Here is a 24,310-nt window from a genome sequence, read left to right as displayed (position 1 = left end):
ATGTTTACCGGTATCGTACAAGCCACCTGTGAACTGGTGGCGCTGGAAAAGCGCGAGGGAATGCACACACTCGCAGTGAGCCTGCCAGAAGAATTGAGGGAAGGACTCATTCCGGGGGCGAGTGTTGCCAATAATGGCGTTTGCCTCACCGCAACCCGGACGGTCGATGATAGGGTCTTTTTCGACGTAATGGAAGAAACCCTGCGCCTGACTAACCTGAGGAATGTGGAGGTCGGGAGCCAAATCAACATTGAGCGTTCTTTAACCTTCGGCAAAGAAATTGGCGGCCATCTACTGTCTGGTCATGTGCATGCCAAGGCAAAGGTCATCGAAGTTGCCGATGTGGGTGAGCAGCGTGACTTACGGTTAACGCTGCCCAGGGAGCTGATGAAATACGTGCTTTATAAAGGCTTCGTTGCAGTAAATGGCTGCAGTCTGACGGTGGGCGAGGTGTTTGATGATGGCTTTATGCTGCACCTCATCCCGGAAACCTTGAGGCTGACCAACCTTAAACAGGCACTGGTTGGTACTGAACTGAATATCGAAATCGACAGTCAGACTCAAGCCATTGTGGATACGGTGGAGCGGGTCTTGGCGGCGCGTGCTCAGTAAAGCTGCTCGTCATCGCCATCGACCCATAGCTCGATTTTACGATTGGCCTCATCCACATGCAGGCGGATGTGGATGGGGTTACAGCAAATGCGGCAATCGTCGTAAAACTCCTGATCGCCTGCAGTGGCATCCAATTCAATCCGTTGATGATGCCCGCAGTGTGGGCAGGCAATGGTTTGCTGCTTTATCCTCATGGACGGCTCTCCTGTGTGAAAGCGTTCCTTAGCGAATGCGTTTTATTTTGCGATATCTTGCTCAATCATAGCTACCGATGTCGTATCAGGTGACGGCCCCCAGGTAGCCGCTGGCACTGCGACCACCATCCACGGCTATGATTTGGCCGCTGATGTAGCCTGCTTTCAATAAAAAACTCACCGTAGTGGCAATATCATCCGGCTCACCTGCGCGGCCAAGGGGGATTTGCTTTACCACGGCATCGGCATTGCTGTCCGGGCTCTCTGGCCAGAGGATTGCTCCCGGCGCAACACCATTTACCCGCACCTTTGGAGCCAGCTCCTGCGCCAAAGAAAGCGTTGCCATTTCCAGCGCGGCCTTTGACATTGAGTATACCCCATGGCGCTTAAGCGGGCGCCGGCCATGGATATCGCAAAGATTCACAACAGCGCCGCCTTTTATAGCCAATTGTGAATAAAGGCGCTTGGTCAGCAGATAAGGGGTGAGGGCATTGACTTGGAGCACAGAGGCCATCGCATCAAATGCAGGGCCCTGAAAATCGACATCAATGCATGCTGCATCTTCAGGTGCAAACACAGAGGCATTATTGACCAGCGCAGTAAGCACGCCGGCTTTGTCTGCAAGTAGCTGAGTTACGCCGTCAACCAACATCTTAAGCCCCACTTCTGAGCCAAGCTCTGCCTGTAATACAGCAGCTGAGCTTGGCCTCAATAGGTTCAGCTCCAATGCCATGGCGTCTGCTTCGGCCTTTGAGTGGTGGCAATGAATAAAAATATTGAAACCATCACAGTGCAACTTTTTACAAATAGCGGCGCCGATGCGCTTGGCACCGCCGGTGACCAATGCCCATTGATGCGGCTGTGATGCGCTTGGGGATTGATGCTGGTGATTGTTTTGAGTGGCCTTATTGTCGACGGCCTGAGCTAACGCCATTGTGGTTGCCCCTGATTGTGATTGCCCCTGAACGAGCATGTGCTTGTTCACGTTAAGTGATGTCTTTGCCCAAGGGTAACGTGGCTTTTTGGCGCCGCAAAGCGAATATTGCCGCCGAGCGGGGCTGCTTTCTTGTATGAATACCGTCAATGACATACACTATTTGACCGCGCCGGATGAGGCTCAAGGCTCCTGTACTGTCTTACCCACCGAGCGTTTCTTCTTTTAATACCCATGTGGCCCTTGGTGTGGGTCACCACTGGATAAGGATTTTACATGCCTGTAATTACGCTTCCTGATGGCAGCCAACGCGCGTTTGCCAACCCTGTATCTACTCTCGACGTTGCCGCCGACATCGGCCCTGGTCTTGCCAAGGCCTGTATCGCCGGTCGTGTGAATGGCGAGCTGAAAGATGCCTGCGATCTCATCCATGACGATGCCAGCCTGTCTATTATCACCGCCCGTGATGAAGAAGGTCTGGAAATTCTGCGTCACTCCTGCGCGCACTTGCTGGGTCACGCCATCAAGCAGCTGTGGCCAGAAACCAAAATGGCCATTGGTCCTGTGATTGATAACGGCTTCTACTATGACGTCGATTTGGACCACAAGCTGACCGCCGAAGACATAGCTGCGCTCGAGAAGCGTATGCTGGAGCTTGCCAAGAAAGACTACGACGTGGTGAAGCGCGTGGTGAGCTGGCAAGAAGCCCGCGACACTTTCGAAGGCCGCGGCGAAGGCTACAAGATGGCCATTCTGGATGAAAACATCAGCAAAGATGCGACGCCAGCGCTGTACCATCACGAAGAATATGTTGACATGTGCCGTGGTCCTCACGTGCCCAACATGCGTTTTTGCCATCACTTCCGTCTGATGAGCGTGGCGGGTGCATACTGGCGTGGCGATTCAAACAACAAGATGTTGCAGCGTATTTACGGTACTGCCTGGGGCGACAAAAAAGCCCTGAATACTCACCTTGCGCGTCTTGAAGAAGCCGCCAAGCGTGATCACCGTAAAATCGGTAAGCAGCTCGACCTGTACCATATGCAGGAAGAAGCGCCTGGCATGGTGTTCTGGCACAACGACGGCTGGAGCATTTTCCGTGAGCTGGAAACCTTTATCCGCCACAAGCTGTCGCAGTATGGCTATCAGGAAGTAAAAGGCCCATTCATGATGGACCGCGTGCTGTGGGAACGCTCTGGTCACTGGGACAAGTACTCAGAAGCCATGTTCACCACCGCCAGTGAAAACCGCGAGTACGCCATCAAGCCGATGAACTGCCCGGGTCACGTACAGATTTTCAACCAGGGCCTCAAGTCCTACCGCGATCTGCCACTGCGTATGGCCGAGTTCGGTTGCTGTCACCGTAACGAGCCATCAGGCTCGCTGCACGGTCTGATGCGGGTACGCGGCTTTACTCAGGACGACGCCCACATTTTCTGTACCGAAGAACAGGTGCAGGAAGAGGTGAGTGCCTGTATCAAGATGGTGTATGACACATACTCCACCTTCGGTTTCGAAAACATCGTGGTGAAGCTGTCGACCCGTCCTGAAAAGCGCATTGGTGACGATGCTATGTGGGACCGCGCCGAATCAGCACTGATTGAAGCCCTGAACGCCAACGGCATTGCCTTTGAAATTCTGCCGGGCGAAGGTGCCTTCTATGGCCCTAAAATTGAATTCACCCTGCATGACTGCCTCGACCGTGCCTGGCAGTGCGGTACTGTGCAGCTCGACTATGCCTTGCCTGGCCGTCTGGGCGCCACCTATGTGGCCGAAGATAATGCCCGTCAGACTCCGGTGATGATCCACCGCGCCATTTTGGGCTCTTTGGAGCGTTTCATCGGTATTCTTATCGAAGAATACGCTGGCCGCTTCCCAACCTGGCTGGCTCCAGTGCAGGCTGTTGTGATGAACATCACCGACAAACAGGCTGATTACGTTGAAGAAGTAGTCAAATTGTTCAAAGAACAGGGAATTCGAGCTTCTCAAGACTTGAGGAATGAGAAAATTGGCTTTAAAATACGCGAGCACACCTTAAGGCGTGTCCCTTATCTATTGGTTGTAGGTGACCAAGAGATGGAAAACAGGGAAATCGCGGTGCGTACCCGTGACGGAAAGGATTTGGGCAAGATGTCCATCGATGCCTTCGTTGCGAGCGTAAAAGAGCAAATTTCGCACCGTAGTCTAAAACTCTTGGAGGAATAGGTCATAAAGATCAAGAAAGCAGGGCGTCAATCGGCCCCGAACAGAATTAATGATGAAATCACCGGTGTTCCACAGGTACGTTTAAGCGGTCTCGATGGTGAAGCTATCGGTATTGTCAGTATCCGTGAAGCTCAGGAGTTGGCCGATGAAGCCGGAGTCGATCTCGTAGAGATCAGCCCCAATGCCGAGCCTCCAGTATGTCGTATAATGGATTACGGTAAGTTCCTGTTCGATAAGGCTAAGGCCCAGAAAGAGCAGAAGAAAAAGCAAAAACAGGTTCAGGTTAAGGAAATCAAATTCCGTCCTGGAACTGACGAAAACGACTATCAGGTAAAACTACGCAACCTGATTCGTTTTCTTGAAGACGGTGACAAAGCGAAAGTTACGCTGCGTTTCCGGGGTCGCGAAATGGCACACCAAAACCTGGGTATGGATCTGATGAACCGTATCAAGGCTGATTTGGAAGAGTATGCGGTTGTCGAATCCTTCCCGAAAATGGAAGGTCGTCAAGCCATCATGGTGCTGGCACCCAAAAAGAAATAGTAGGGCAATCCGAAAGTAGCGGCCGCCCAGCAATGAGCGGCCGCTCGCCTTACGTTTTTTATAACCCCCCAATGCGGAAGTAGAAGTAATGCCAAAAATGAAAACTGACCGCGGCGTTGCGAAGCGTTTTAAGAAAACCGCCAATGGTTTCAAGCGCAAGCAAGCCCACCTGCGTCACATCCTGACCAAAAAGAGCACCAAGCGTAAGCGTCATCTGCGCGCTAAATGTCTTGTTGCCAAGGTCGACGTTCCAGCAATCGCGCGTCAACTGCCATACGCTTAATTGAGGAGATTGAATAATGCCAAGAGTTAAGCGTGGTGTGACCGCACGTGCCCGTCACAAAAAGGTTCTGAAACTCGCCAAAGGTTACTACGGTGCCCGTTCACGTACTTACCGCGTAGCGGTACAGGCTGTGATCAAAGCCGGTCAGTATGCTTACCGTGACCGTCGTCAGAAGAAGCGTCAATTCCGTCAACTGTGGATTGCGCGTATCAACGCCGCTTCTCGTCAGAATGGTCTGTCTTACAGCCGTTTCATCAACGGTCTGAAGAAGGCTTCTATCGAGATCGACCGTAAGATCCTGGCCGACATCGCTGTATTCGACAAAGTTGTTTTCTCAACTCTGGTTGAAAAGGCTAAAGAAGCTCTGACCAAGTAATTGGTTTTTGAGTAAGTGAAAAGGGGACCTCAGGGTCCCTTTTTTTGTGCCTGTGTTTTACGCTGTGCTTTATTGTGCGTTGGGCGTTATTGTAGGTTGTTGCCTGCGATGAATAACATCAGCTGTTAGCTGAGTTGGGCTACTGCTCCAGGCGAACATTCAGGCATGAAAAAGCCGGCAGGTGCCGGCTTTTCTTCAGTAAACTCAGGTTTAGCCGTGCTTGGCATCCAGGTAGCGCTCAGCGTCCAGTGCAGCCATACAGCCGGTACCGGCGGAGGTAATGGCCTGACGATAGTGCTGATCCATCACATCACCGGCGGCGAATACGCCTTCGATGCTGGTTTGGGTGGCGTTACCGTTAAGACCGCTCTGTACCTTGAGATAGCCGTGGTTCATTTCCAGCTGGCCTTCGAAGATGCCAGTGTTGGGGCTGTGGCCAATGGCTACGAACACGCCAGCCACGTCAAACTCTTCAACTGAGTCATCTTTGGTGGACTTGAGCTTAACGCCGGTCACGCCCATGTTGTCGCCCACAACTTCATCCAGGGTCTTGTCCAGGTGCAGGATGATGTTGCCGTTAGCCACTTTGTCCATCAGACGGTCAATCAGAATTTTTTCTGAGCGGAAGCTGTCGCGGCGGTGAATCAGGTGCACTTCAGAAGCGATATTCGACAGATACAGAGCTTCTTCCACTGCGGTGTTACCACCACCAATTACAGCAACCTTTTGATTACGATAGAAGAATCCATCACAGGTGGCACAGGCAGACACGCCGCGACCTTTGAATGCTTCTTCAGAGGGCAAACCCAGATACTTGGCTGAAGCGCCGGTGGCGATGATCAGCGCATCACAGGTGTACTCACCGTTGTCGCCCTTCAAACGGAATGGACGCTCGGTGAGGGTCACTTCGTTGATGTGGTCGAAAAGAATTTCGGTATTGAATTTTTCAGCATGCTCTTGCATACGTGCCATCAGGCCTGGGCCGGTCAGGCCTTCAGGATCGCCGGGCCAGTTTTCCACTTCCGTGGTGGTGGTCAGCTGACCGCCCTGCTGCAAACCTGTGATCATCACTGGATTCAGGTTTGCGCGAGCCGCATATACTGCGGCGGTGTAGCCTGCTGGACCTGAGCCGAGGATCAGCAGTTGACTGTGTTTGGCTTGGCTCATTTTGTTCTCCGTGCCTTTGCAAATTGCTGGGATTGTAGGAAATTTGCGAACGGGGGTAAAGGGTTCAGCTACCGACTGCTTAGATGATCCTAATCTAAGATGTCTATTAGAGTTTCCAGCACAATCCGCAGCCAAAAAGAAAGGGGAGCACAAAGCTCCCCTTAGTCTTCCAACACTGACTGGATTACAGCAGTTCTGTAGAAGGTACGTAAGCCAGGTTGTGGGCTTCGGCAACTTCTTTACAGGTGATCTTACCGTGCATCACGTTCAGACCGTTCAGCAGGTGCTTGTCAGCCAGCAGCGCTTCCTTGTAACCCTTGTCAGCCAGTTTCAGGATGTAGGGCAGGGTAGCGTTGTTCAGCGCGAAGGTTGAAGTGCGGGCAACGGCACCTGGCATGTTGGCTACGCAGTAGTGAACTACGTCATCAACAATGTAGGTTGGGTCCTGGTGAGTGGTGGCGTGTGAGGTTTCAACACAGCCGCCCTGGTCGATGGCAACGTCAACGATTGCAGCGCCAGGCTTCATGCGCTTGATCATATCGGCGGTTACCAGCTTAGGAGCAGCAGCGCCGGGGATAAGGACGCCGCCGATAACCAGGTCAGCTTCCAGTACGTGACGCTCAATGGCATCAGCAGTAGAGTAAACGGCTTTAACGGCAGAGCCGAACTGAACGTTCAGACGACGCAGTGCATCGATTGAGCGGTCCAGAACCACTACGTCAGCGCCCATGCCCACGGCCATTTGCGCAGCGTTGGTACCAACCATACCGCCACCGATGATAACCACTTTGGCAGGTTCAACACCCGGTACACCACCGAGCAGCATACCACGGCCACCGGCAGATTTTTCCAGTGCCATGGCACCGGCCTGGATAGACATACGACCGGCTACTTCTGACATAGGGGCCAGCAGTGGCAGGCCGCCGCGGTCATCAGTCACGGTTTCATATGCGATACACACAGCACCAGAGGCCACCAACTCTTCAGTTTGTGGCAAATCCGGAGCCAGGTGCAGATAGGTAAACAGAATTTGATCGTGGCGCAGCATGGCGCGCTCAACGGCCTGAGGTTCTTTCACCTTCACGATCATGTCGGATTTTGCAAAGACTTCTTCGGCGGTAGCCAGGATGCTGGCGCCGGCATCGATATAGTCCTGATCAGAAAAGCCAATACCACCACCGGCACTGGTCTCAACAAAAACCTGATGACCACGCAGGGTCAGTTCACGCACGCTGGAGGGTACCATGCCAACGCGATATTCGTGGTTTTTGATTTCCTTTGGAACACCAATTATCATCTTCGAGCCTCAATTGCATAATTACCCGTGTTTTGCGGGCATAATTGTTATTTTGTCGCGACCTGAACGTGATTATTTCAGGGATATCTAGTATAGTATTCCTGATGCAGTTTATGCTGCTGAACTTTCGACATACGTAAAATTAAATGTTGTTTTAGTGATAAAACAAGGTCAAAAATATGGCATATAATAAAAAGAGTCCAGTAAAAGACTTGGATCGCATTGATCGTAATATCCTTAATGAGCTGCAAATTGATGGTCGAATCTCAAACGTCGAGCTGTCAAAGCGAGTAGGGCTTAGTCCAACTCCTTGTTTAGAAAGGGTAAAACGACTCGAGAAGCAGGGTTATATCAACGGCTATACCGCCTTGGTTAACCCGCACTACTTGGGCGCATCACTGTTGGTTTTTGTTGAAATCACCCTGAATCGGGATACTCCAGAAGTGTTCGACCGCTTTAATCGCGCCGTTCAACTGCTGGACGATATTCAGGAATGTCACCTGGTTTCCGGTGATTTTGACTACCTGCTCAAGACCCGCGTATCCGACATGTCTGCTTACCGTAAGCTTCTGGGTGAAACCCTGTTGAAGCTGCCTTCCGTTTCCGATACCCGTACCTACGTGGTAATGGAAGAAGTGAAGCAGACCAACAAAGTGGCGGTAAACAATATTGGCGACAAGTAACTAAGTTACTGTCCGTCAAATAAAAAGGGAGCCTGGCTCCCTTTTTTGTTGGCTTTTTCAGAACTCGAATGAATTTTTGCTCACAATCAGGTGCAACTGCCCATAAAACCCCCAATTGTGCTCCACTTTCCGAAGGATTCTGGTATCTTAATTTCACCTGTTTTTAATGTTGCTATGGATCTTTTCGTTTGTCTCAGGGAAATCGCGTTCATTCGCTAAGCGGACTACAAAGGCTGCTGGAAGGCGGACTCATCATTTGCTCCATGCTGGCTATCTATATACTGCTGGCGTTAACCAGTTTCAGCGCCTCGGATCCCGGCTGGAGCCAGAGCAACTATCAGGGCCACATTCAAAATCTCGGCGGCGCCGTTGGTGCCTGGATTGCCGATATTCTTTATTATTTCTTCGGATACAGTGCTTTCCTGGCCCCCTTCGTGGTTGCCGGCACCGGCTGGTTGCTGTTCAAACAATCCCATCGCTTGCTTGAGATTGACTATTTCTCCGTATCCATGCGGCTGCTGGGCTTTATCCTGATTGTATTCGGGGTTTCGACTCTGGCCAGTATGAATGGCAACGACATCTATGAGTTCTCTGCGGGTGGGGTCACCGGTGATGTTATCGCCGCTGCAATGCTTCCTTATTTCAATCAGTTAGGCACTACTTTACTGCTACTTTGCAGTATCGCAACCGGCTTTACTCTGCTTACCGGCATCAGTTTAATTGCACTTGTCGAGATGACAGGGCGCGGCACCACAGGCCTGTTCGTATCGCTCTATCATCTGCCCTCCAAGCTTGCCAAATCACGTGAAACAGAAGACACCAAGGGCTTTATGTCGATTGCTGCAGGCTTTAAGCGCAAGCAGAGCGATGCACTGGAAAATGAAGCGGATGCAGATGAATCCACTACTGTAGCAAAATCGCAACTTGACGCTGTTTCTGAGGCTCAAGAAACAGACGAAAACACTGCCAAAACTGAAAAGCCCAAGCGTAAATTCTTTTTCTTCGGTCGCAAGGGCAATGAGCCCGATCAGGACGACGTCTTTGAGGATGAAGATGACGAGCAGGACGATTTGGATATAGACACTGGATCTGAACAGTTCGATAACAAAGCCAAGGGCCAAACCCGGGTTGAACCTGCCTTTGGTGCCCCCGTCGCAGAGCATAATGGCAAGACAGTGTCGGTACGTTCAGTGAATGGTCATGCAGATGCAGATACAAATAGCCATAGCGGTGAAGCACTACGCAGCAAGCCGCTGACTGCGGCCGATACAGACTTTGATGATGACGCGCTCGCAGCTCCGGCTATTTCTGTTTATGGCAGAGAAAAGGAAAGTCTGGCTGCCAATCATGAGACTCCGCCCTGGGATGACATTCCCTTTGACGAGTCGGCATCCAGCGGCGCTCTTGCACCTGCGGTTAAAAAACCGCAGCCCAAGTCTGAAGGCGCCAAGATAGTTGACGGTATTGTGGTTTTGCCGGGACAGGACCAGGCACCAGCCAAGCCGATGGCACCACTGCCAAGTATTGAGCTTTTGAACGTGCCGAACCGGAAGCAAAACCCAATCAGCGAAGAAGAGCTGGATCAGGTTGCACGTCTTGTTGAGGTGAAGCTTGCTGACTTTAACATTACCGCCAATGTAGTGGGTGTGTATCCAGGCCCTGTGGTTACCCGTTTTGAGCTGGAGTTGGCGCCTGGGGTGAAGGCCTCGAAAATCAGTAACCTTGCCAGCGACCTGGCCCGTTCTCTGCTGGCAGAGCGGGTGAGGGTAGTTGAGGTTATCCCGGGTAAGGCTTATGTAGGCCTGGAGCTGCCAAATAAGTTTCGCGAAACCGTGTACATGCGTGATGTGCTCGACTCTGACAAGTTCAAGCAAAACCCAAGCACTCTCGCGATGGTGCTGGGTCAGGACATCGCCGGCGAGCCGGTTGTGGTCGATTTAGGTAAAATGCCGCACTTGCTGGTAGCCGGTACCACGGGCTCGGGTAAGTCGGTAGGGGTGAACGTGATGATCACCAGCCTGCTTTATAAGTCAGGCCCCGATGACGTGCGCTTCATTATGATTGATCCCAAGATGCTTGAGCTGTCGGTTTATGAAGGTATTCCACATCTGTTATGTGAAGTGGTTACCGACATGAAGGAAGCCTCCAACGCACTGCGCTGGTGTGTAGGTGAGATGGAGCGTCGCTATAAACTCATGTCGGCGCTGGGCGTGCGCAATCTCAAGGGCTACAACGCCAAAATTGCCGAAGCCAAACAGGCCGGTGAGGCCATTAAGGATCCGCTGTGGAAATCCAGCGAAAGCTTTGATGAAGAAGCGCCGGATCTCGACAAGCTGCCTTCTATCGTGGTGGTCGTGGATGAATTTGCCGACATGATGATGATTGTTGGTAAGAAGGTTGAAGAGCTGATTGCCCGTATCGCGCAAAAGGCCCGTGCCGCCGGTATCCACTTGATTCTGGCGACCCAGCGTCCATCGGTGGATGTGATCACCGGTTTGATTAAGGCCAACATCCCAACCCGGATGGCGTTCCAGGTATCGTCCCGTATCGACAGCCGCACTATTTTGGATCAGCAGGGCGCTGAAACCCTGCTTGGAATGGGTGACATGCTGTATTTGCCACCGGGCACAGGGGTGCCAATGCGGGTTCATGGCGCCTTCATTGACGACCATGAAGTGCATCGCGTGGTTGCCGACTGGCACGCCCGCGGCAAGCCGCAATATATTGAAGAAATTCTGCAGGGCTCAAGCGAAGGCGAGCAGGTGCTGTTGCCAGGCGAAGTGTCGGAAGATGGTGATGAAGACTACGACCCGCTTTACGATGAGGCCGTTGCCTTTGTAACTGAGTCGCGCCGCGGTTCAATTTCCAGCGTGCAGCGCAAGTTCAAGATTGGCTATAACCGTGCCGCCCGCATTATTGAGCAAATGGAAATGGCCGGGGTGGTCAGCGCCCAGGGCCATAATGGCAACCGTGAAGTATTGGCGCCACCACCTCCACGCAATTAATCGGATTATTAAGAGGTTAGTCTGTGAAAAAATCGATTTGGGTTTGTTTGACAGCATTGCTGCCACTGGCAGCGCAGGCAGATGATGCCGCCATGCTCGCCGCCAGGCTGGATGCGATGCAGGGGATTAAGGCCAACTTCAGCCAAAAGGTCACTGATCAAAATGGCAAGCTTATCCAGCAAGGCACAGGCGTTATTGCCTTGCATCAGCCGGATGCCTTCTACTGGCATCTGACCGCGCCCGATGAGTCACTGATTGTGGCCAAGGACAACACGGTTTGGGTCTATAACCCCTTTGCCGAGGAAGTCAGCATTCTGGACATGGAAGATATCCTCAAGGCCTCGCCCATGGCGCTGTTGGTTCACCGCGACGAAAAAAGCTGGAGCGAATATCAAATTGATAAAAAAGGCGATTGCTTTGATATCAGTCCGCGTCCCGGCGTAGAGAGCGCTGTGAATACCGTATCAGTGTGCTTTGTCAACCAAACCCTGTCTGACATCCGTCTGACCGATGGCCAGGGCAGCACCAGCCATTTCGCGCTGTCCGCTCAGGCGCAGATAGGCGAGGCTGACAGCCAATTGTTCAGCTTTGATATTCCTGAAGGCGTCAGCATTGACGATCAGCGCACGCGTTAAGGTTGCACTGTGTCACTGAGTTTTGATTTCAGCCCCGACTTTAATCCCCTGGCCGCAAGAATGCGGCCAGCCAGGGTGGAAGAATACATAGGTCAGTCGCATCTGCTTGGCGAAGGCAAACCTTTGCGCCAAGCGCTGCTGGCGGGCAAGGTGCACTCCATGCTGCTGTGGGGGCCGCCCGGTACCGGCAAAACTACGCTGGCCGAACTCGTTGCCCGTTATGCCAATGCCCATGTGGAGCGCATATCCGCGGTCACCTCAGGCGTTAAGGAAATCCGCGCCGCTATCGAGCAGGCCAAAAATGTGGCCCAGTCCCGTGGACAGCGTACCTTGCTGTTTGTCGATGAAGTGCATCGCTTTAATAAAAGTCAGCAGGATGCCTTCCTGCCGTTTATTGAAGACGGCACTGTGATTTTTATTGGCGCAACCACCGAAAACCCGTCTTTTGAAGTCAACAACGCACTGCTGTCGCGCTGCCGTGTCTATCTTATCAAGCGTCTTGATGATGACGCTGTTGGCCAAATTCTTGAGCAGGCTAACAGTGATGAGGCGAGGGGGCTTGGCAAACGCGGTTTACAGCTGACCACGGAGCTTAAGGCCGCCATTGCCAGACTCTGTGACGGAGATGCCCGCAAGGCGCTGAATTTAATTGAGTTGATGGCCGACTTGCTGCCAGACGGTGGCGAGTATACGGTTGAGCTCCTCAGTGAAGTCGCTGGCCATCAGGCGGCGGGTTACGACAAGAACGGCGATCAGTACTACGACCTTATCAGTGCAGTGCATAAGTCCATTCGCGGCTCGGCGCCCGATGCCGCACTTTATTGGTTTTGTCGCATTCTTGAGGGCGGCGGCGATCCTTTATATGTCGCGCGCAGGCTGCTTGCCATTGCCTCAGAAGATATCGGCAATGCCGACCCCAATGCCATGACAGTCGCCCTGAATGCCTGGGACTGTTTCCATCGGGTAGGACCAGCTGAAGGAGAGCGTGCTATTGCTCAGGCGGTCCTCTATCTTGCCAGCGCGCCCAAGAGCAATGCGGTTTACACCGCCTTTAAGGCTGCGCGGGCACTTGCCCGGGAAACCGGCAATGCACCCGTGCCCAACCATTTACGCAATGCACCAACCAAGCTGATGAGTGAACTTGGCATGGGTGAAGGCTACCGTTACGCCCATGATGAAGAGGGCGCCTTTGCCGCCGGCGAGAATTACTTCCCCGATACGCTCAAACACAGCCGTTTTTACCAGCCCACTGAGCGTGGATTTGAAAAACGAATTAAAGATAAACTGCAAAATCTTGAGGCGCTTAACCAGCAAAGTGGGCGAAAACGTTATGAATAATGTGCTTTATGTCGCCGCAGGAGGTGCTATAGGTGCAGTTTTGCGCTATTCGATCTCGATTCTTACGTTGCAGCTCTTTGGCGGTGGATTTCCTTTTGGTACACTCATCGTCAACGTGGCGGGATCCTTTTTGATGGGATGCATATACGCCCTGGCGGAACTCAGCCATATTAGTCCTGAGTGGAAAGCCCTGATAGGTATTGGCCTTCTGGGTGCCTTAACGACGTTTTCCACCTTCTCAAACGAAACTCTGCTGCTGATGCAGCAAGGTGAGCTTGTGAAGGCGAGCCTGAATGTGCTTCTGAACCTGATACTTTGCCTGACCGTGGTGTATCTTGGGCAGCAGCTGATTTATTCCCGCGTTTAACTTAAAAGACAACAAGTATGTTAGATACCAAATATCTCCGTAATGAACTGGAATTCACCAAAGAGCGTCTGGCCGCCCGCGGTTTTGCGCTCGATATCGACCATCTCAAAGCGCTGGAAGAAAAGCGTAAGTCGCTGCAGGTAGCCACCGAAGAGCTGCAGGCCAGCCGCAACGCCATCTCCAAATCCATCGGTCAGGCCAAAGCCCGCGGTGAAGATGTCGCTCCCATCATGGCTCAGGTAGGTAACCTCGGTGCCGAACTCGAAGCCAAAAAGGTTGAGTTGGCCGCACTGCTGGAAGAAATCAATGCCATTGCCATGTCAGTGCCAAACCTGCCTGACGAGTCTGTGCCTGTTGGCAAGGATGAAACTGAAAACGTAGAAATCCGCCGTTGGGGCGAGCCACGCAGCTTTGATTTCGACGTGAAAGATCATGTTGACCTCGGTGAAGGCCTTAATGGTCTTGATTTTAAATCGGCTGTGAAAATCACCGGCTCACGCTTTATCGTGATGAAGGGCCAGGTAGCCCGCATGCACCGCGCTCTGGCACAGTTTATGTTGGATCTGCACACCACAGAGCACGGTTATACCGAGGCTTACGTTCCATATCTGGTAAACGCTGAAAGCTTGCTGGGGACCGGTCAGCTACCAAAGTTTGGTGAAGATTTGTTCCATACCAAGCCTGCCACTGAAGAAGGTCAGGGTCTGAGCCTTATTCCAACTGCCGAAGTTCCAGTCACCAACCTGGTGCGTGATTCCATCATCGATGAGGCAGATTTGCCAATTAAGATGACGGCCCACACCCCTTGCTTCCGCTCAGAAGCCGGCTCTTACGGTAAAGACACCCGTGGTCTTATCCGTCAGCACCAGTTCGATAAAGTGGAAATGGTGCAGATTGTTAAGCCAGAAGATTCCATGGATGCTCTGGAGCAAATGGTCGGCCACGCTGAAAAAGTGCTGCAGAAGCTGGGGCTGCCTTACCGAACTGTGGTGCTGTGCACCGGTGATATGGGCTTTGGCGCGGCCAAGACCTACGACATCGAAGTGTGGCTGCCGGCACAGGACACCTACCGTGAGATCTCTTCCTGCTCAAACGTGAAGGATTTCCAGGCCCGTCGTATGCAGGCGCGCTATCGCAGCAAGGCTGACAACAAGCCAGCGCTGGTGCACACCCTGAACGGTTCGGGTCTGGCGGTTGGCCGTACCCTGGTCGCCATTTTGGAAAACTATCAAAACGCAGACGGCACTGTGACAGTGCCCGAAGCACTGCGTCCATACATGGGCGGTCTTGAAAAACTGGGATAATAATAACTAACTTATTTTTCAGGGAATTATGGATAACGGTCAGCGCTATTTACGTTGGCTCTCTTACATGGCTGTGATAGCGGTATTTGCTGCAATCATGTTTGCTACGTTGGGAAAAGCCTTCTTGGTCGTCTTTGAAAATGTAAAGTAATCGCTGTTTCAGCAGCGAATTAAAAAGCCCCGCAATTGCGGGGCTTTTTGTTTTCGATGCCGGCAAATGAGTCGCGCGGCACTAAATTAAACCTATTAAATACACTTGGCGGGTTTCGGCAGGCCGGCAATCTTGGTGGCTTGCTTGGCGGGCCCAACTGGGAACAGTGTATATAGGTACTTGGAGTTACCCTTGTCCGGTCCGAATTTTTGCCCCATGGCTTTTACCAGGGCTCGAATGGCCGGGCTGGTTTTGTACTCAAGATAGAAATCACGAACAAAGTTGACCACTTCCCAGTGCGCATCTGTCATCACGATTGATTCAGACTGGGCGAGCAGCAGCGCAAGCTCCGGGCTCCAATCGTCTACAGACAGCAGATAACCGTTTTTATCCACCGCAATCTGCTGGCCATTAAATGCAATTGAATCTACCACGTGATCACCTTATGAAACGCCAAAGAGAGTGTTACCCAGCCTCGATAATCCAGCAATTGCGCGTGAGGATAACGGGCTGCAATCATGTCTGTCAGCCCGCGGGCATGGACATCTTCATCCAAAAAATACACCGTTTTGCCCGCGAGCTTATGTTGCCAATCCGCCTGGAGCAGTGAGCCGGTTGCATCACCACTGAAAAGCAGCGCATCCTGCTCACCGGCATAGCGCAGTGCCAGTTTCAGACCCGCACTCTGGGCGGATGATTGCTGAATATGATGCAAAATCATCAGTACACCACCACTTCATCAACGGCGCCAAAATGGGCGCGGACAGCATTGGGGCTGAGCACTTCAACATCCAGGGGCAGGGCGTCTGGCTCGATGCCAAATTGCTCAAGGCTCTGCTGGCACACATACAGATGTTCGATGTCGTAAAATTCCAGCGCCCCAAAGGTAGCGATATAGTCACGACAGCCGATGGACTCTGGCTGTTGTTTTGCAACCAGGTGCAATACGCCTTCATCGGCAAACAGCAAACTGGTTTGCAAATCGTAACTGGCGGCCAGCATGGCAAAATCCAACGCTTCACGCCCCGTGGCTGTGCCATGGGGCGCCTTGGAGAAGACTACGCAGAGTTTTTTCACCCCAGCTCCTTAAAAACACACCAGCCGATCGGCTTTGGCAATACCACTGACCAGTTCACCCAGGCCACCATTATGGAAGCCATCATCCACATTCCAGTGACTGAGCCCTTGGGTTTCGGCTTCCTCTCTGGATACCATGCCGCGGCGCAGTGCGGCCGAAACACAGTTCACCAGTTCCACCTTGTGCTGGCTGGCCAGTTCATGCCAGGCGCGATAAACATTAAACTCATCGGATGCAGGTGAGCCCAGGCTTGATGCGTTAAACACACCATCCTGATAGAAAAATACCCGAAGGATTTGATGGCCTTCGTCGATAGCAGCCTTGGCGAATCGCAGCGCATGCAGCGGAGCGGCACTGCCATAGGCTTTACCTGAGACCTGGAGAATGAAAGTACTCATAATAAAAAAATGGCCCTGAATATGGGCCATTTTACCTTAATTTCTGTGTGAAAGATCAATCGTCGTTGTTCATTCCCAGAATGCGCAAAATGGCCAGGAACAGATTGAGGAAGTCCAGATACAGCGACACAGTGGCGCGAATATAGTTGGTTTCGCCGCCATTTACGATGCGGCTGGTATCAAACAGAATCAACCCGGTAAACACCAAAGCAGTCGCCCAGGACAGCAACATGTAGGCGGTGCTGTTACCCACGAACATATTGATCAGGCCGCCGATAATGATAACTATCAGACCCGCAAACAGAAAACCGCCCATAAAAGAGAAGTCTTTTTTGGTGGTCAGTGCATACATGGACAAGCCGATAAATATGGCGGACGTCAAACCGAAAGCCTGCATGATAAGTTCAGGGCCATTGGCCATGCCGGCATAATGGTTGAGGATATAACCAAGTGAGGCACCTTGCATACCGGTAAAGGCAAACACCCAAAAGAGACCGGCAGACGAGTCGGCTTTACGCAAAGTAACAAACAGCAGAATAAATCCGCCGATAGAAAACCCGATAGACATCAGCGGTGAAATGCCCATAGCGGTGGCAATCCAGGCGCACAGCGCAGAAAACGCCAGCGTCATGGACAATAGCATATAGGTGTTCTTGATAAGCTTGTTGACTTCCAGTGTCGACTGCTTGGAAACCAGAATTTCCTGTGACATTTCAATGTCTCCTTAATCTTTGACAATCCCGTCTATCATAACCGAATTCACCCGGGATACCAGCGTTACGCCAACCATTCCCGGTGTAGTTTTTCGCTGTCACCCAGGTAGTCAAGCACCCAACTGAGTGCAGGCGAGGGGGTGTCGCCGTTCCAGGCTAGACAACAGGGACTGGGCACCTTGGGTCGCTCAAGGGTTTTCTCAACCAAAAGCCCAGCCTGAATAAAGGGTGCAGCCAAATGACGCGGCATATAACCAATGCCGAGGCCATTGGTAAAACAGTTAATGGCGCGGATCCAATCCGGCACCACCAGGCGGCGCTGATTATCCAAAAGCCAGGTGGTGCGTTTGGGAATTTCCCGCGATGTATCCTCAAGGCAGATAGACGGGAAGGGCCGCAGCATATCATCGGTCAGTGGCTCATCGATGGCAGCCAGCGGGTGATTTTTGGCCACCAAAAACGCCCAGTCAATCACCCCCATATCTCGGTATTGGAATACGCCACCGACCGGAATTGCCGTGGTGGCACCAATGGCGATATGGCTTCGCCCTGTGGCCAGAGCCTCCCAGACACCGTTGAATACCTCGATACGAATAATCAGCTCAACATCTTGAAAGTGCCTGTAAAAATCGGCAATCAGTACACTTATTCTGTCGGCGCGAACAATATTATCCAGCGCAATGGACAACGTAGGTTGCCAGCCGTTGGCTATGCGCTGGGTGCCGCGCTTAAGCTCGTTCATCTGTGACAACATGGCCCGGGCTTCCCGCACAAAGTGCTCACCGGCAACCGTGAGACTCACGCTGCGGTGATGGCGATGGAACAGCACCACACCCAGTTCATCTTCTATTTGCTTGATGGCGTAACTGACCGCCGAGGGTACCTTGTGCAACTTGGCCGCGGCGGCGGTAAAGCTGCCAACCTGGGCAACAATATCGACCAATTCCAGAGATTGTTCCGACAGCATGATGAAATTCCTGTTTCGTTAGGGCGCACTTGCCTTGAATATTTTTGTTTGCACTGTGCAAAATTAACCGTTTCACAGCGCTAAAACAAGCCATTAGACTCCACCGCGCTAAGATTATTCCTATTTGTGGAGGCTGATTTGATTTCAAACTCTTTGACCAAGCGCCGAAGTTTAGTGTTCTTTCCATATCTTGCGCTACTTAGCATGCTCGGCTTTTTGGCTACCGACATGTATCTGCCTGCATTCAATCAGATTGAAGCAAGTTTAAACACATCAGCCAGTTTGGTGGCGATGACACTCACTTGCTTCCTCGGTGGTCTGGCTCTGGGGCAGCTTGCTTATGGCAGTTTATGCGACCGTTTTGGTAAACGAAATACCCTGATGGCCGGGCTTGGATTGTTTGCGCTGAGCAGCGTATTGCTTGGCTTTACCCAAGACATCAGTGTGTTTTTTGCACTCAGGGTGGTGCAGGCATTTGGCGCCTGCAGCGCTGCGGTGATCTGGCAGGCTCTTGTGATGGAGCGCTTCAGCGAAACCGAGGCGAGGAGAGTGTTTTCATCCATCATGCCACTGGTAGCCTTGTCTCCTGCGTTGGCTCCTTTGATGGGGGCCTGGGTCAGCGAGCAGATGGGCTGGCGCGCCATTTTCATTATTCTGGCCATTTTGGGTTTGTTATTGGCGGCTATGACACCGGCTCTGGCTGGAAACAGCAAAGCCAGTGAATCGCAAACGCCAATCTCCGTTGGCAGCATCCTGAAAAACCATGCGTTTCAAAACAATGTAGCCATATTTGGTGCCTGCAGCGCGGCCTTCTTTTGCTACCTCACGCTGTGGCCAGCGGTAATGCAGCACCACGGTTATGCCGCCGCCGAAATCGGCCTCAGCTTTATTCCTCAGACCCTGGCATTTATGTTGGGTGGCTTTACTTGCAAAAAAATGCTTACCAAACACAGCCCTGAGGCGATTAAAAACACCCTGATAACCGGCTTTGTCGTACTATCGCTAGCGCTGTTTTTGCTGACTCAATTAGGTGCCGGGATAGAGTCAGTGCTGTGGGTGTTTGCCATCCTGGCAGCAATCAACGGCGCCGTATATCCATTGCTGGTGACCGACGCACTGGCGCCATTTTCCAGCAACGCCACTAAAGCCGCGGGCTGGCAGAACTTTTTGCAGCTCGGCATGGCGTTTATTGCTTCGGCAGCGGTAGCCCTGATAGCCCATTGGTTTGAAAAGGCCATTGGTGTAGGGATCCTGGTTTGCGCGGGTATAGTATTGCTGGCATGGTGGCGCATGAATTGGCGCGCATGGCGTGATAACTGGTGCTTCCCGGATCCGGCTCGCATTGCTGTTAAAGCGGACAGAGAGCAGAAGCCATCAAGTGAAGGTACTCAGCTGCGAAAGACTCAGCAGCGAAAGGATAAGCACACCGGCAGCGACACTGAACACTAAGTACCGGCAGTGAACCACCGCGCCAACTGCAACACAATTCAAGTTGAGCAGTTGGCACAGCGGTATCAAAGTTAAAAAGCACGGCTTCGAGCTGTGTTTTTTATATTTTGGCACACGCTGACGCGCATTGTGAGAATGACCTCGATAGCAGAACTGCGTTAAAAACGATGATGAGTGTGAATATATCAGCAATTACCTCAGCCTCAGGATGCTGGAACGTGGGACTCAACATTGCTGAGCACTGAGCACGATACCTGATGGATTTAGGCGATGAATTACGAAGAACGCATGCACAGCCAGAAAACACGACGTAACTGCTGTGACCTGGTATCTGTGACTGCAGACAATCGGCCCTTGACCCAATAGCAGTTTGTCATGGTTGCGCTTTGGAAAGGAAAGGAATGGCTTTCAGCTTTTGGCAAAATGGCAGCTATCTGCGGGAAGGCCGCCGAATTAGGCTATTAGGTGTGCTCTCACAAATATAGTATTTAACATAATATACATTGTGCGCATTTAGGTGTGATGCTGTTTGCGTGCTGTGGTGTTGGGTTCGATAATCCCTGTGGTCATGCGCCAGCACGTCGCTACGCTCAGGCTCCGCTAAGCTCCGTGCTTGGCGCTTTGATTAGCACGGCGCGTAGCCATCGAAATCTCCAGCGGCGAGCATCTGCTGCTGAAGCTCTGGCGTTAATGGGATGATTTCGAAGTTCTCTCCGAAGTCAGACGCCAGCTCTGTCCACATCATCTGTTTTGATTTCCATGTGTACCAGCCTTCGTTTGGGATAAACGTGATTGGCATGTCTGGCGTGGAGTCATCGAGATACACTTTTACTTTTGGCATTGCTCATCCTTGTGCGTTTTAACGATATCGATTAAGTCTGCAACCAGTACACAGTTTTGTGCGTGCAGATAACCCCGAGCTTGCTCGGTAGCGATGTCCTTCAACAAGAACTCATTGATGCTTTGGACTCGTTCCAGCAGCTCGGCCAGTTCCTTGAGTAGATTTTCCATTATGCACCTATCCTACAGAGATGCTACGCGCAACTGGTGCAACTTTGGTGCTTTCCTGAGAACTTTCACATGCAACCAGCTTCATGCCGAAGCGTTTCAGCTCCAGACCGCCGAAGTTGTTTACCATGAAGCTGGAACTGTCCACGGTATACATTCCGGCGCTATATGGTACGCCTTCATCGACTTGCAATTTCATCTGCACTGGGAACTTGCCGCCTAAGTACGCATAGGCCACTTGTTCATGCAGTGTTCGCCCAGGCTTGCCGTCCTTGGGCGGCATGGTACGGGTATGGATTTTGGCATCTTCTTGGAATACTTCGATTTTTAACATGGTGACACTCCTTAGGCGTAAGCTCTAAATGGCAGTATGTTTGAGTGAGCCGATATCGGCATGTGATACCAGTCAGGTACAGGTAACGGTTTGATCTCAATTACCTCCGAGCGCCGCAGTGTTGGACACATACGGCTGACATCAAAACGCTGACTGATGTCCAGTCCGATAGCTTTCAGGCGAGATTTGTGTTCGTAGTACTGCCTTTCAGACAGGATTTCACGCAGGTCTGACCCATGTTGCCACATGGTGCAGTAAGACATGGTCGTGTTAGCCTGACGCAGGGTTTGAACCGCGCCCGCCGCAAGCAATTGATGTGCAATTGATTGGTGTTCATCGTGGGATATCTGGATAGTTTTCATAGCGTTCTCGATGTCTTTCAGGTGCGGATAAAAATCTTCTTCAGTGACGCGGCCGTAAAATTGCAGCTGATATCGTTTAAGCATGGCCTGTCTTATGCTGTGTTCTTCGCGTACTACACCGTGTAACTCGCAGTAATTAATCAGGTTTTCTAAATATTCAAGCCGCTCGACTGCGATACCGTCTTTCTTGCGTTTCTCCTTGTTCAGATGCCGTTTGATTTCCACATGTTTGTTGTAGAGCTTGGTCATCATCCACGTTGACGCTTCGCCCCAGTTACAGGTATGGCCGTCCGGATACAGCTTGGGTGCACGACCACGGCCAATTTGCATGGATGACATGCCGCGGATAAATGAGGCTTCTCTGCCCTGCCCGACCTCATGGTTTACCGTCCAGTCGATAGCAGTGATTTCGGCTCCATTGCCGACAAGCTGAGCTTTCTTGCCATCGGCTGTCTGGCGGTAATAAACATGAGTATTTTTGGTGAACGGGGGCAAGTTGAATTGGCTGAGTACGTGGTTAAATACGCTCACGCATTCATCCAGTGTTTGAAGGCCGAACAGATTATCCATGCGCTGCCAGCGTGACGGATTACCTTCCACCCTGACCCGCTGACCATCACAGCGAATGGTGAGCTTGGTACTGAATGATCCTTCGAGGACTTTCTGATTGACCGAGGGCGGCAAGTGCTCACCAGTTTCCATGTCTATCCGCTCAATGACATGCGTACCGACCAGAGGCAAATTGCCCTCCGGATGGTCTTGCTGCATGAACAAGCGGTCGATGAAAAACAAGTGTGCCAAAACCCTGTCAAATACATTTTTCTGTATGCTAGCAGCAACAGAACTGTGTCTCAAGGTTCGCATACAGAAAACGTGGTGTAGAATGAAACAAAACGTTATCTGGAGTCGATAAATGAGCATCGGAAGTGTAATTAAGGACAGGCGGATAGCCTTAAATCTGAAGCAGGAAGATGTAGCAGATAAAGTCGGTGTAACCGTGCAGACCTATGGTAAATGGGAAAACGACAAGACCGAGCCAAAAGCCAGTCAAGTTTCCGCGCTAAGTAAAATTCTTCGTGTCTCTGAGCGCGACATTTGCTCCGGTGAACGTACAGACGGCTCAGACATCGACCCTATCAGCTTTATGAGGCACATTGCCTCTGCACGACGCCTCATTGATGATGTCAGTTACTCCTTGATGATCTACGACCATATGGACGACCCCCACGGGTTTATCGCAACCTTAGAATCAGAGCTGAAAAAACGTCATGGCTTTGGTGTTAAAGAGGTTCAGCAACAGGAAGTAGATCCCTCAGATTACGATGCCGCTGTTGGCGAAACGCAAGCAGAGAACTCGATGAATAGGGTGTGAAATTGCGGAATTCCGCAGTTAGTTTGGGTGTAACACACACCCAAACCTAAAAAGTCCCTCGCCGGCTTCGATGTTGCCGGTACCATATTGGTACAAGAGTCCACTGTTAAAGTAGGTGGACTCTCGCGTTTACCAGGAGCGATTATTGATGTTCGCTTCGCTCCTGGGAGCCTCCTTCCCGCTCTGGCGGGTCCCTTCCTCCCATGCGCTCGGCGACCCGTGAAATTCTCAAAATTGAGAAAAAAGTGCGGTATTACATACACGCACTTTGACTTTCGCCCTACTGCTGCCGACCAGCCCCCTCACGGGGCTGCCCGTCATCGTTCGGGCTCAGGTGATGTGCGGTTTGATTTCTGTAAACAAATAATCAGATTCTGGGACTGAAAAGCGGGACGCCCGAAGGGCTTGGAACCGTGGGAAACCACGGTAAAGTTCGGGTGTCACTGGAACCCCGAACCTGAAAGGCTAAAGCGTCTGGCAGGATGGCCGAGACAGCGGAGGCGCTGGAATGACGCGCTCCCGCCGCTGGCCGTGTCAGTGCGTGACTGACGCAGGGCTTTGCATCAGGGGTCACGACCCCTGATAACCCCCTACATCAAATACGCAATGCAGATTAGAAAATTGATAGCTTTGATTAATACTCGCGAATCAATCGAAATAACTATCGTCATGAGCTGCCTCCTCTAAGTTGAGGCGCGCGCACATAAACCTTGATAGAGCAATGCATTAGCTCTATATTGGCTTTGTTGTTACGTGTGAGCACGCTAGTGTAAACACCTTGCATGGTTGGTTTGTTGGACGCATTCCAACCATGCCCCCTTATCGCTCGTCAAATAACCACCGAGCGACATCTTCAGCAATATACTCGCTTAAAAAATCTCAGTCAAATCATTGACTTATAAATCTTTTTATTTATGGGTCGAGAGATGAATTGAAAATGGCAATTCGCACAACGCAGATTATGCAAAAAGGCCGCCGGTCATCGCTATGATACCTTGGCGGCCTTTCTACATAATCTCGGTCACATTGTGCGCATTTAGGTGTGATGCTGTTTGCGTGCTGTGGTGTTGGGTTCGATAATCCCTGTGGTCATGCGCCAGCACGTCGCTACGCTCAGGCTCCGCTAAGCTCCGTGCTTGGCGCTTTGATTAGCACGGCGCGTAGCCATCGAAATCTCCAGCGGCGAGCATCTGCTGCTGAAGCTCTGGCGTTAATGGGATGATTTCGAAGTTCTCTCCGAAGTCAGACGCCAGCTCTGTCCACATCATCTGTTTTGATTTCCATGTGTACCAGCCTTCGTTTGGGATAAACGTGATTGGCATGTCTGGCGTGGAGTCATCGAGATACACTTTTACTTTTGGCATTGCTCATCCTTGTGCGTTTTAACGATATCGATTAAGTCTGCAACCAGTACACAGTTTTGTGCGTGCAGATAACCCCGAGCTTGCTCGGTAGCGATGTCCTTCAACAAGAACTCATTGATGCTTTGGACTCGTTCCAGCAGCTCGGCCAGTTCCTTGAGTAGATTTTCCATT

29 protein-coding genes are annotated in these 24,310 nt (G+C 51.6%); 13 read left to right on the top strand and 16 right to left on the bottom strand.

From position 1 onward, the window contains the following. On the top strand, positions 1-612 hold the full coding sequence (locus MJ923_RS09040) for a riboflavin synthase subunit alpha (protein ID WP_240590783.1): 612 nt from the start codon (positions 1-3) through the stop codon (positions 610-612). Here the strand turns inward: MJ923_RS09040 and MJ923_RS09035 are convergent. Continuing rightward, a complete protein-coding gene (locus MJ923_RS09035) occupies positions 606-806 on the bottom strand; it encodes a CPXCG motif-containing cysteine-rich protein (protein WP_126166925.1) in 201 nt (66 codons plus the stop codon). The two genes, MJ923_RS09040 and MJ923_RS09035, sit on opposite strands and share 7 nt — an antisense overlap. Positions 807-891: 85 nt before the next feature. Continuing rightward, positions 892-1,740, bottom strand: a complete 849-nt coding sequence (locus tag MJ923_RS09030; RefSeq protein ID WP_240590782.1) for an SDR family oxidoreductase — start codon at positions 1,738-1,740, stop codon at positions 892-894. 276 nt (positions 1,741-2,016) lie between these two features. On the opposite strand from MJ923_RS09030, the gene thrS reads away from it, so the two are divergent. The 4 genes from thrS to rplT all read left to right on the top strand — a co-directional run bounded on the left by thrS (position 2,017) and on the right by rplT (position 5,147). After that, positions 2,017-3,945, top strand: a complete 1,929-nt coding sequence (gene thrS / locus MJ923_RS09025) for a threonine--tRNA ligase (RefSeq protein ID WP_126166927.1) — start codon at positions 2,017-2,019, stop codon at positions 3,943-3,945. 3 nt (positions 3,946-3,948) lie between these two features. Beyond that, positions 3,949-4,488: a translation initiation factor IF-3 gene (gene infC, locus MJ923_RS09020; protein ID WP_126166928.1), complete on the top strand. Its 540-nt coding sequence runs from the start codon at positions 3,949-3,951 to the stop codon at positions 4,486-4,488. An 88-nt stretch (positions 4,489-4,576) separates the two neighbouring features. Beyond that, a complete protein-coding gene (rpmI, locus tag MJ923_RS09015) occupies positions 4,577-4,771 on the top strand; it encodes a 50S ribosomal protein L35 (RefSeq protein WP_011759880.1) in 195 nt (64 codons plus the stop codon). A gap of 16 nt (positions 4,772-4,787) precedes the next feature. Beyond that, the gene (gene rplT / locus MJ923_RS09010; protein ID WP_126166929.1) at positions 4,788-5,147 is read left to right on the top strand and encodes a 50S ribosomal protein L20; all 360 of its coding nucleotides are present in this window, start codon (positions 4,788-4,790) and stop codon (positions 5,145-5,147) included. A 210-nt stretch (positions 5,148-5,357) separates the two neighbouring features. Here the strand turns inward: rplT and trxB are convergent, their stop codons facing one another. After that, positions 5,358-6,314 (bottom strand): thioredoxin-disulfide reductase, encoded by a 957-nt coding sequence (gene trxB, locus MJ923_RS09005; RefSeq protein WP_126166930.1) that lies wholly within the window; start codon positions 6,312-6,314, stop codon positions 5,358-5,360. 184 nt (positions 6,315-6,498) lie between these two features. Further along, positions 6,499-7,611: an alanine dehydrogenase gene (gene ald / locus MJ923_RS09000; RefSeq protein ID WP_240590781.1), complete on the bottom strand. Its 1,113-nt coding sequence runs from the start codon at positions 7,609-7,611 to the stop codon at positions 6,499-6,501. A gap of 179 nt (positions 7,612-7,790) precedes the next feature. On the opposite strand from ald, the gene lrp reads away from it, so the two are divergent. From lrp to serS, 6 genes are all read left to right on the top strand, one after another. Continuing rightward, on the top strand, positions 7,791-8,294 hold the full coding sequence (gene lrp, locus MJ923_RS08995) for a leucine-responsive transcriptional regulator Lrp (RefSeq protein WP_126166932.1): 504 nt from the start codon (positions 7,791-7,793) through the stop codon (positions 8,292-8,294). Positions 8,295-8,482: 188 nt separating this feature from the next. Continuing rightward, positions 8,483-11,299, top strand: coding sequence for a DNA translocase FtsK (locus MJ923_RS08990; RefSeq protein ID WP_240590780.1), 2,817 nt, complete (start codon positions 8,483-8,485; stop codon positions 11,297-11,299). A 23-nt stretch (positions 11,300-11,322) separates the two neighbouring features. Then, positions 11,323-11,934: an outer membrane lipoprotein periplasmic chaperone LolA gene (gene lolA / locus MJ923_RS08985; protein ID WP_240590779.1), complete on the top strand. Its 612-nt coding sequence runs from the start codon at positions 11,323-11,325 to the stop codon at positions 11,932-11,934. 60 nt (positions 11,935-11,994) lie between these two features. Continuing rightward, positions 11,995-13,272 (top strand): replication-associated recombination protein A, encoded by a 1,278-nt coding sequence (locus MJ923_RS08980; RefSeq protein ID WP_240590889.1) that lies wholly within the window; start codon positions 11,995-11,997, stop codon positions 13,270-13,272. After that, positions 13,265-13,639, top strand: a complete 375-nt coding sequence (gene crcB / locus MJ923_RS08975) for a fluoride efflux transporter CrcB (protein ID WP_240590778.1) — start codon at positions 13,265-13,267, stop codon at positions 13,637-13,639. The genes MJ923_RS08980 and crcB overlap by 8 nt, the downstream gene beginning before the upstream one ends. Before the next feature lie 17 nt (positions 13,640-13,656). Further along, positions 13,657-14,943, top strand: a complete 1,287-nt coding sequence (serS, locus tag MJ923_RS08970) for a serine--tRNA ligase (RefSeq protein WP_240590777.1) — start codon at positions 13,657-13,659, stop codon at positions 14,941-14,943. 246 nt (positions 14,944-15,189) lie between these two features. Here serS and MJ923_RS08965 read toward each other — a convergent pair whose 3' ends face one another. The 6 genes from MJ923_RS08965 to punR all read right to left on the bottom strand — a co-directional run bounded on the left by MJ923_RS08965 (position 15,190) and on the right by punR (position 18,250). After that, entirely contained in the window at positions 15,190-15,528 is a 339-nt protein-coding gene (locus tag MJ923_RS08965) for a TusE/DsrC/DsvC family sulfur relay protein (protein ID WP_240590776.1), read from the bottom strand. Next, a complete protein-coding gene (tusB, locus tag MJ923_RS08960) occupies positions 15,522-15,815 on the bottom strand; it encodes a sulfurtransferase complex subunit TusB (protein ID WP_240590775.1) in 294 nt (97 codons plus the stop codon). The genes MJ923_RS08965 and tusB overlap by 7 nt, the downstream gene beginning before the upstream one ends. Then, entirely contained in the window at positions 15,815-16,171 is a 357-nt protein-coding gene (tusC, locus tag MJ923_RS08955; protein WP_240590774.1) for a sulfurtransferase complex subunit TusC, read from the bottom strand. Before tusC ends, tusB begins: the two co-directional genes overlap by 1 nt. Positions 16,172-16,180: 9 nt before the next feature. Then, positions 16,181-16,570: a sulfurtransferase complex subunit TusD gene (gene tusD, locus MJ923_RS08950; protein WP_240590773.1), complete on the bottom strand. Its 390-nt coding sequence runs from the start codon at positions 16,568-16,570 to the stop codon at positions 16,181-16,183. Between the two features lie 55 nt (positions 16,571-16,625). Then, positions 16,626-17,282: a Bax inhibitor-1/YccA family protein gene (locus tag MJ923_RS08945; RefSeq protein ID WP_240590772.1), complete on the bottom strand. Its 657-nt coding sequence runs from the start codon at positions 17,280-17,282 to the stop codon at positions 16,626-16,628. A gap of 65 nt (positions 17,283-17,347) precedes the next feature. After that, a complete protein-coding gene (punR, locus tag MJ923_RS08940) occupies positions 17,348-18,250 on the bottom strand; it encodes a DNA-binding transcriptional activator PunR (protein ID WP_126166943.1) in 903 nt (300 codons plus the stop codon). Between the two features lie 174 nt (positions 18,251-18,424). On the opposite strand from punR, the gene punC reads away from it, so the two are divergent. Further along, positions 18,425-19,699 (top strand): purine nucleoside transporter PunC, encoded by a 1,275-nt coding sequence (gene punC / locus MJ923_RS08935; protein ID WP_338092221.1) that lies wholly within the window; start codon positions 18,425-18,427, stop codon positions 19,697-19,699. 625 nt (positions 19,700-20,324) lie between these two features. Here the strand turns inward: punC and MJ923_RS08930 are convergent. The 4 genes from MJ923_RS08930 to MJ923_RS08915 are packed head-to-tail and all read right to left on the bottom strand — an operon-like array spanning position 20,325 to position 22,195. Then, on the bottom strand, positions 20,325-20,540 hold the full coding sequence (locus MJ923_RS08930) for a hypothetical protein (protein ID WP_214508836.1): 216 nt from the start codon (positions 20,538-20,540) through the stop codon (positions 20,325-20,327). Further along, entirely contained in the window at positions 20,528-20,710 is a 183-nt protein-coding gene (locus MJ923_RS08925) for a hypothetical protein (RefSeq protein ID WP_214508835.1), read from the bottom strand. Before MJ923_RS08925 ends, MJ923_RS08930 begins: the two co-directional genes overlap by 13 nt. A 7-nt stretch (positions 20,711-20,717) precedes the next feature. Further along, the gene (locus tag MJ923_RS08920; protein ID WP_240590771.1) at positions 20,718-21,041 is read right to left on the bottom strand and encodes a G5P family DNA-binding protein; all 324 of its coding nucleotides are present in this window, start codon (positions 21,039-21,041) and stop codon (positions 20,718-20,720) included. Positions 21,042-21,052: 11 nt separating this feature from the next. Then, a complete protein-coding gene (locus MJ923_RS08915) occupies positions 21,053-22,195 on the bottom strand; it encodes a phage/plasmid replication protein, II/X family (protein ID WP_240590770.1) in 1,143 nt (380 codons plus the stop codon). A gap of 121 nt (positions 22,196-22,316) precedes the next feature. Between MJ923_RS08915 and MJ923_RS08910 the strand changes: the two genes are divergently transcribed. Beyond that, positions 22,317-22,775 (top strand): helix-turn-helix transcriptional regulator, encoded by a 459-nt coding sequence (locus MJ923_RS08910; RefSeq protein ID WP_240590769.1) that lies wholly within the window; start codon positions 22,317-22,319, stop codon positions 22,773-22,775. 1,148 nt (positions 22,776-23,923) lie between these two features. On the opposite strand, the gene MJ923_RS08905 is transcribed toward MJ923_RS08910, so the two are convergent. Further along, positions 23,924-24,139, bottom strand: coding sequence for a hypothetical protein (locus tag MJ923_RS08905; RefSeq protein WP_214508836.1), 216 nt, complete (start codon positions 24,137-24,139; stop codon positions 23,924-23,926). Further along, on the bottom strand, positions 24,127-24,309 hold the full coding sequence (locus MJ923_RS08900; RefSeq protein ID WP_214508835.1) for a hypothetical protein: 183 nt from the start codon (positions 24,307-24,309) through the stop codon (positions 24,127-24,129). Before MJ923_RS08900 ends, MJ923_RS08905 begins: the two co-directional genes overlap by 13 nt. Between the last annotated feature and the right edge of the window lies 1 nt (position 24,310).

This window comes from Shewanella zhuhaiensis (assembly GCF_022484835.1).
In the GTDB taxonomy this organism is placed as follows: Bacteria; Pseudomonadota; Gammaproteobacteria; order Enterobacterales; family Shewanellaceae; genus Shewanella; species Shewanella khirikhana.
Note: the sequence above shows the minus strand (reverse complement) of the source record. Positions and strands in the feature narration are given on the sequence as shown.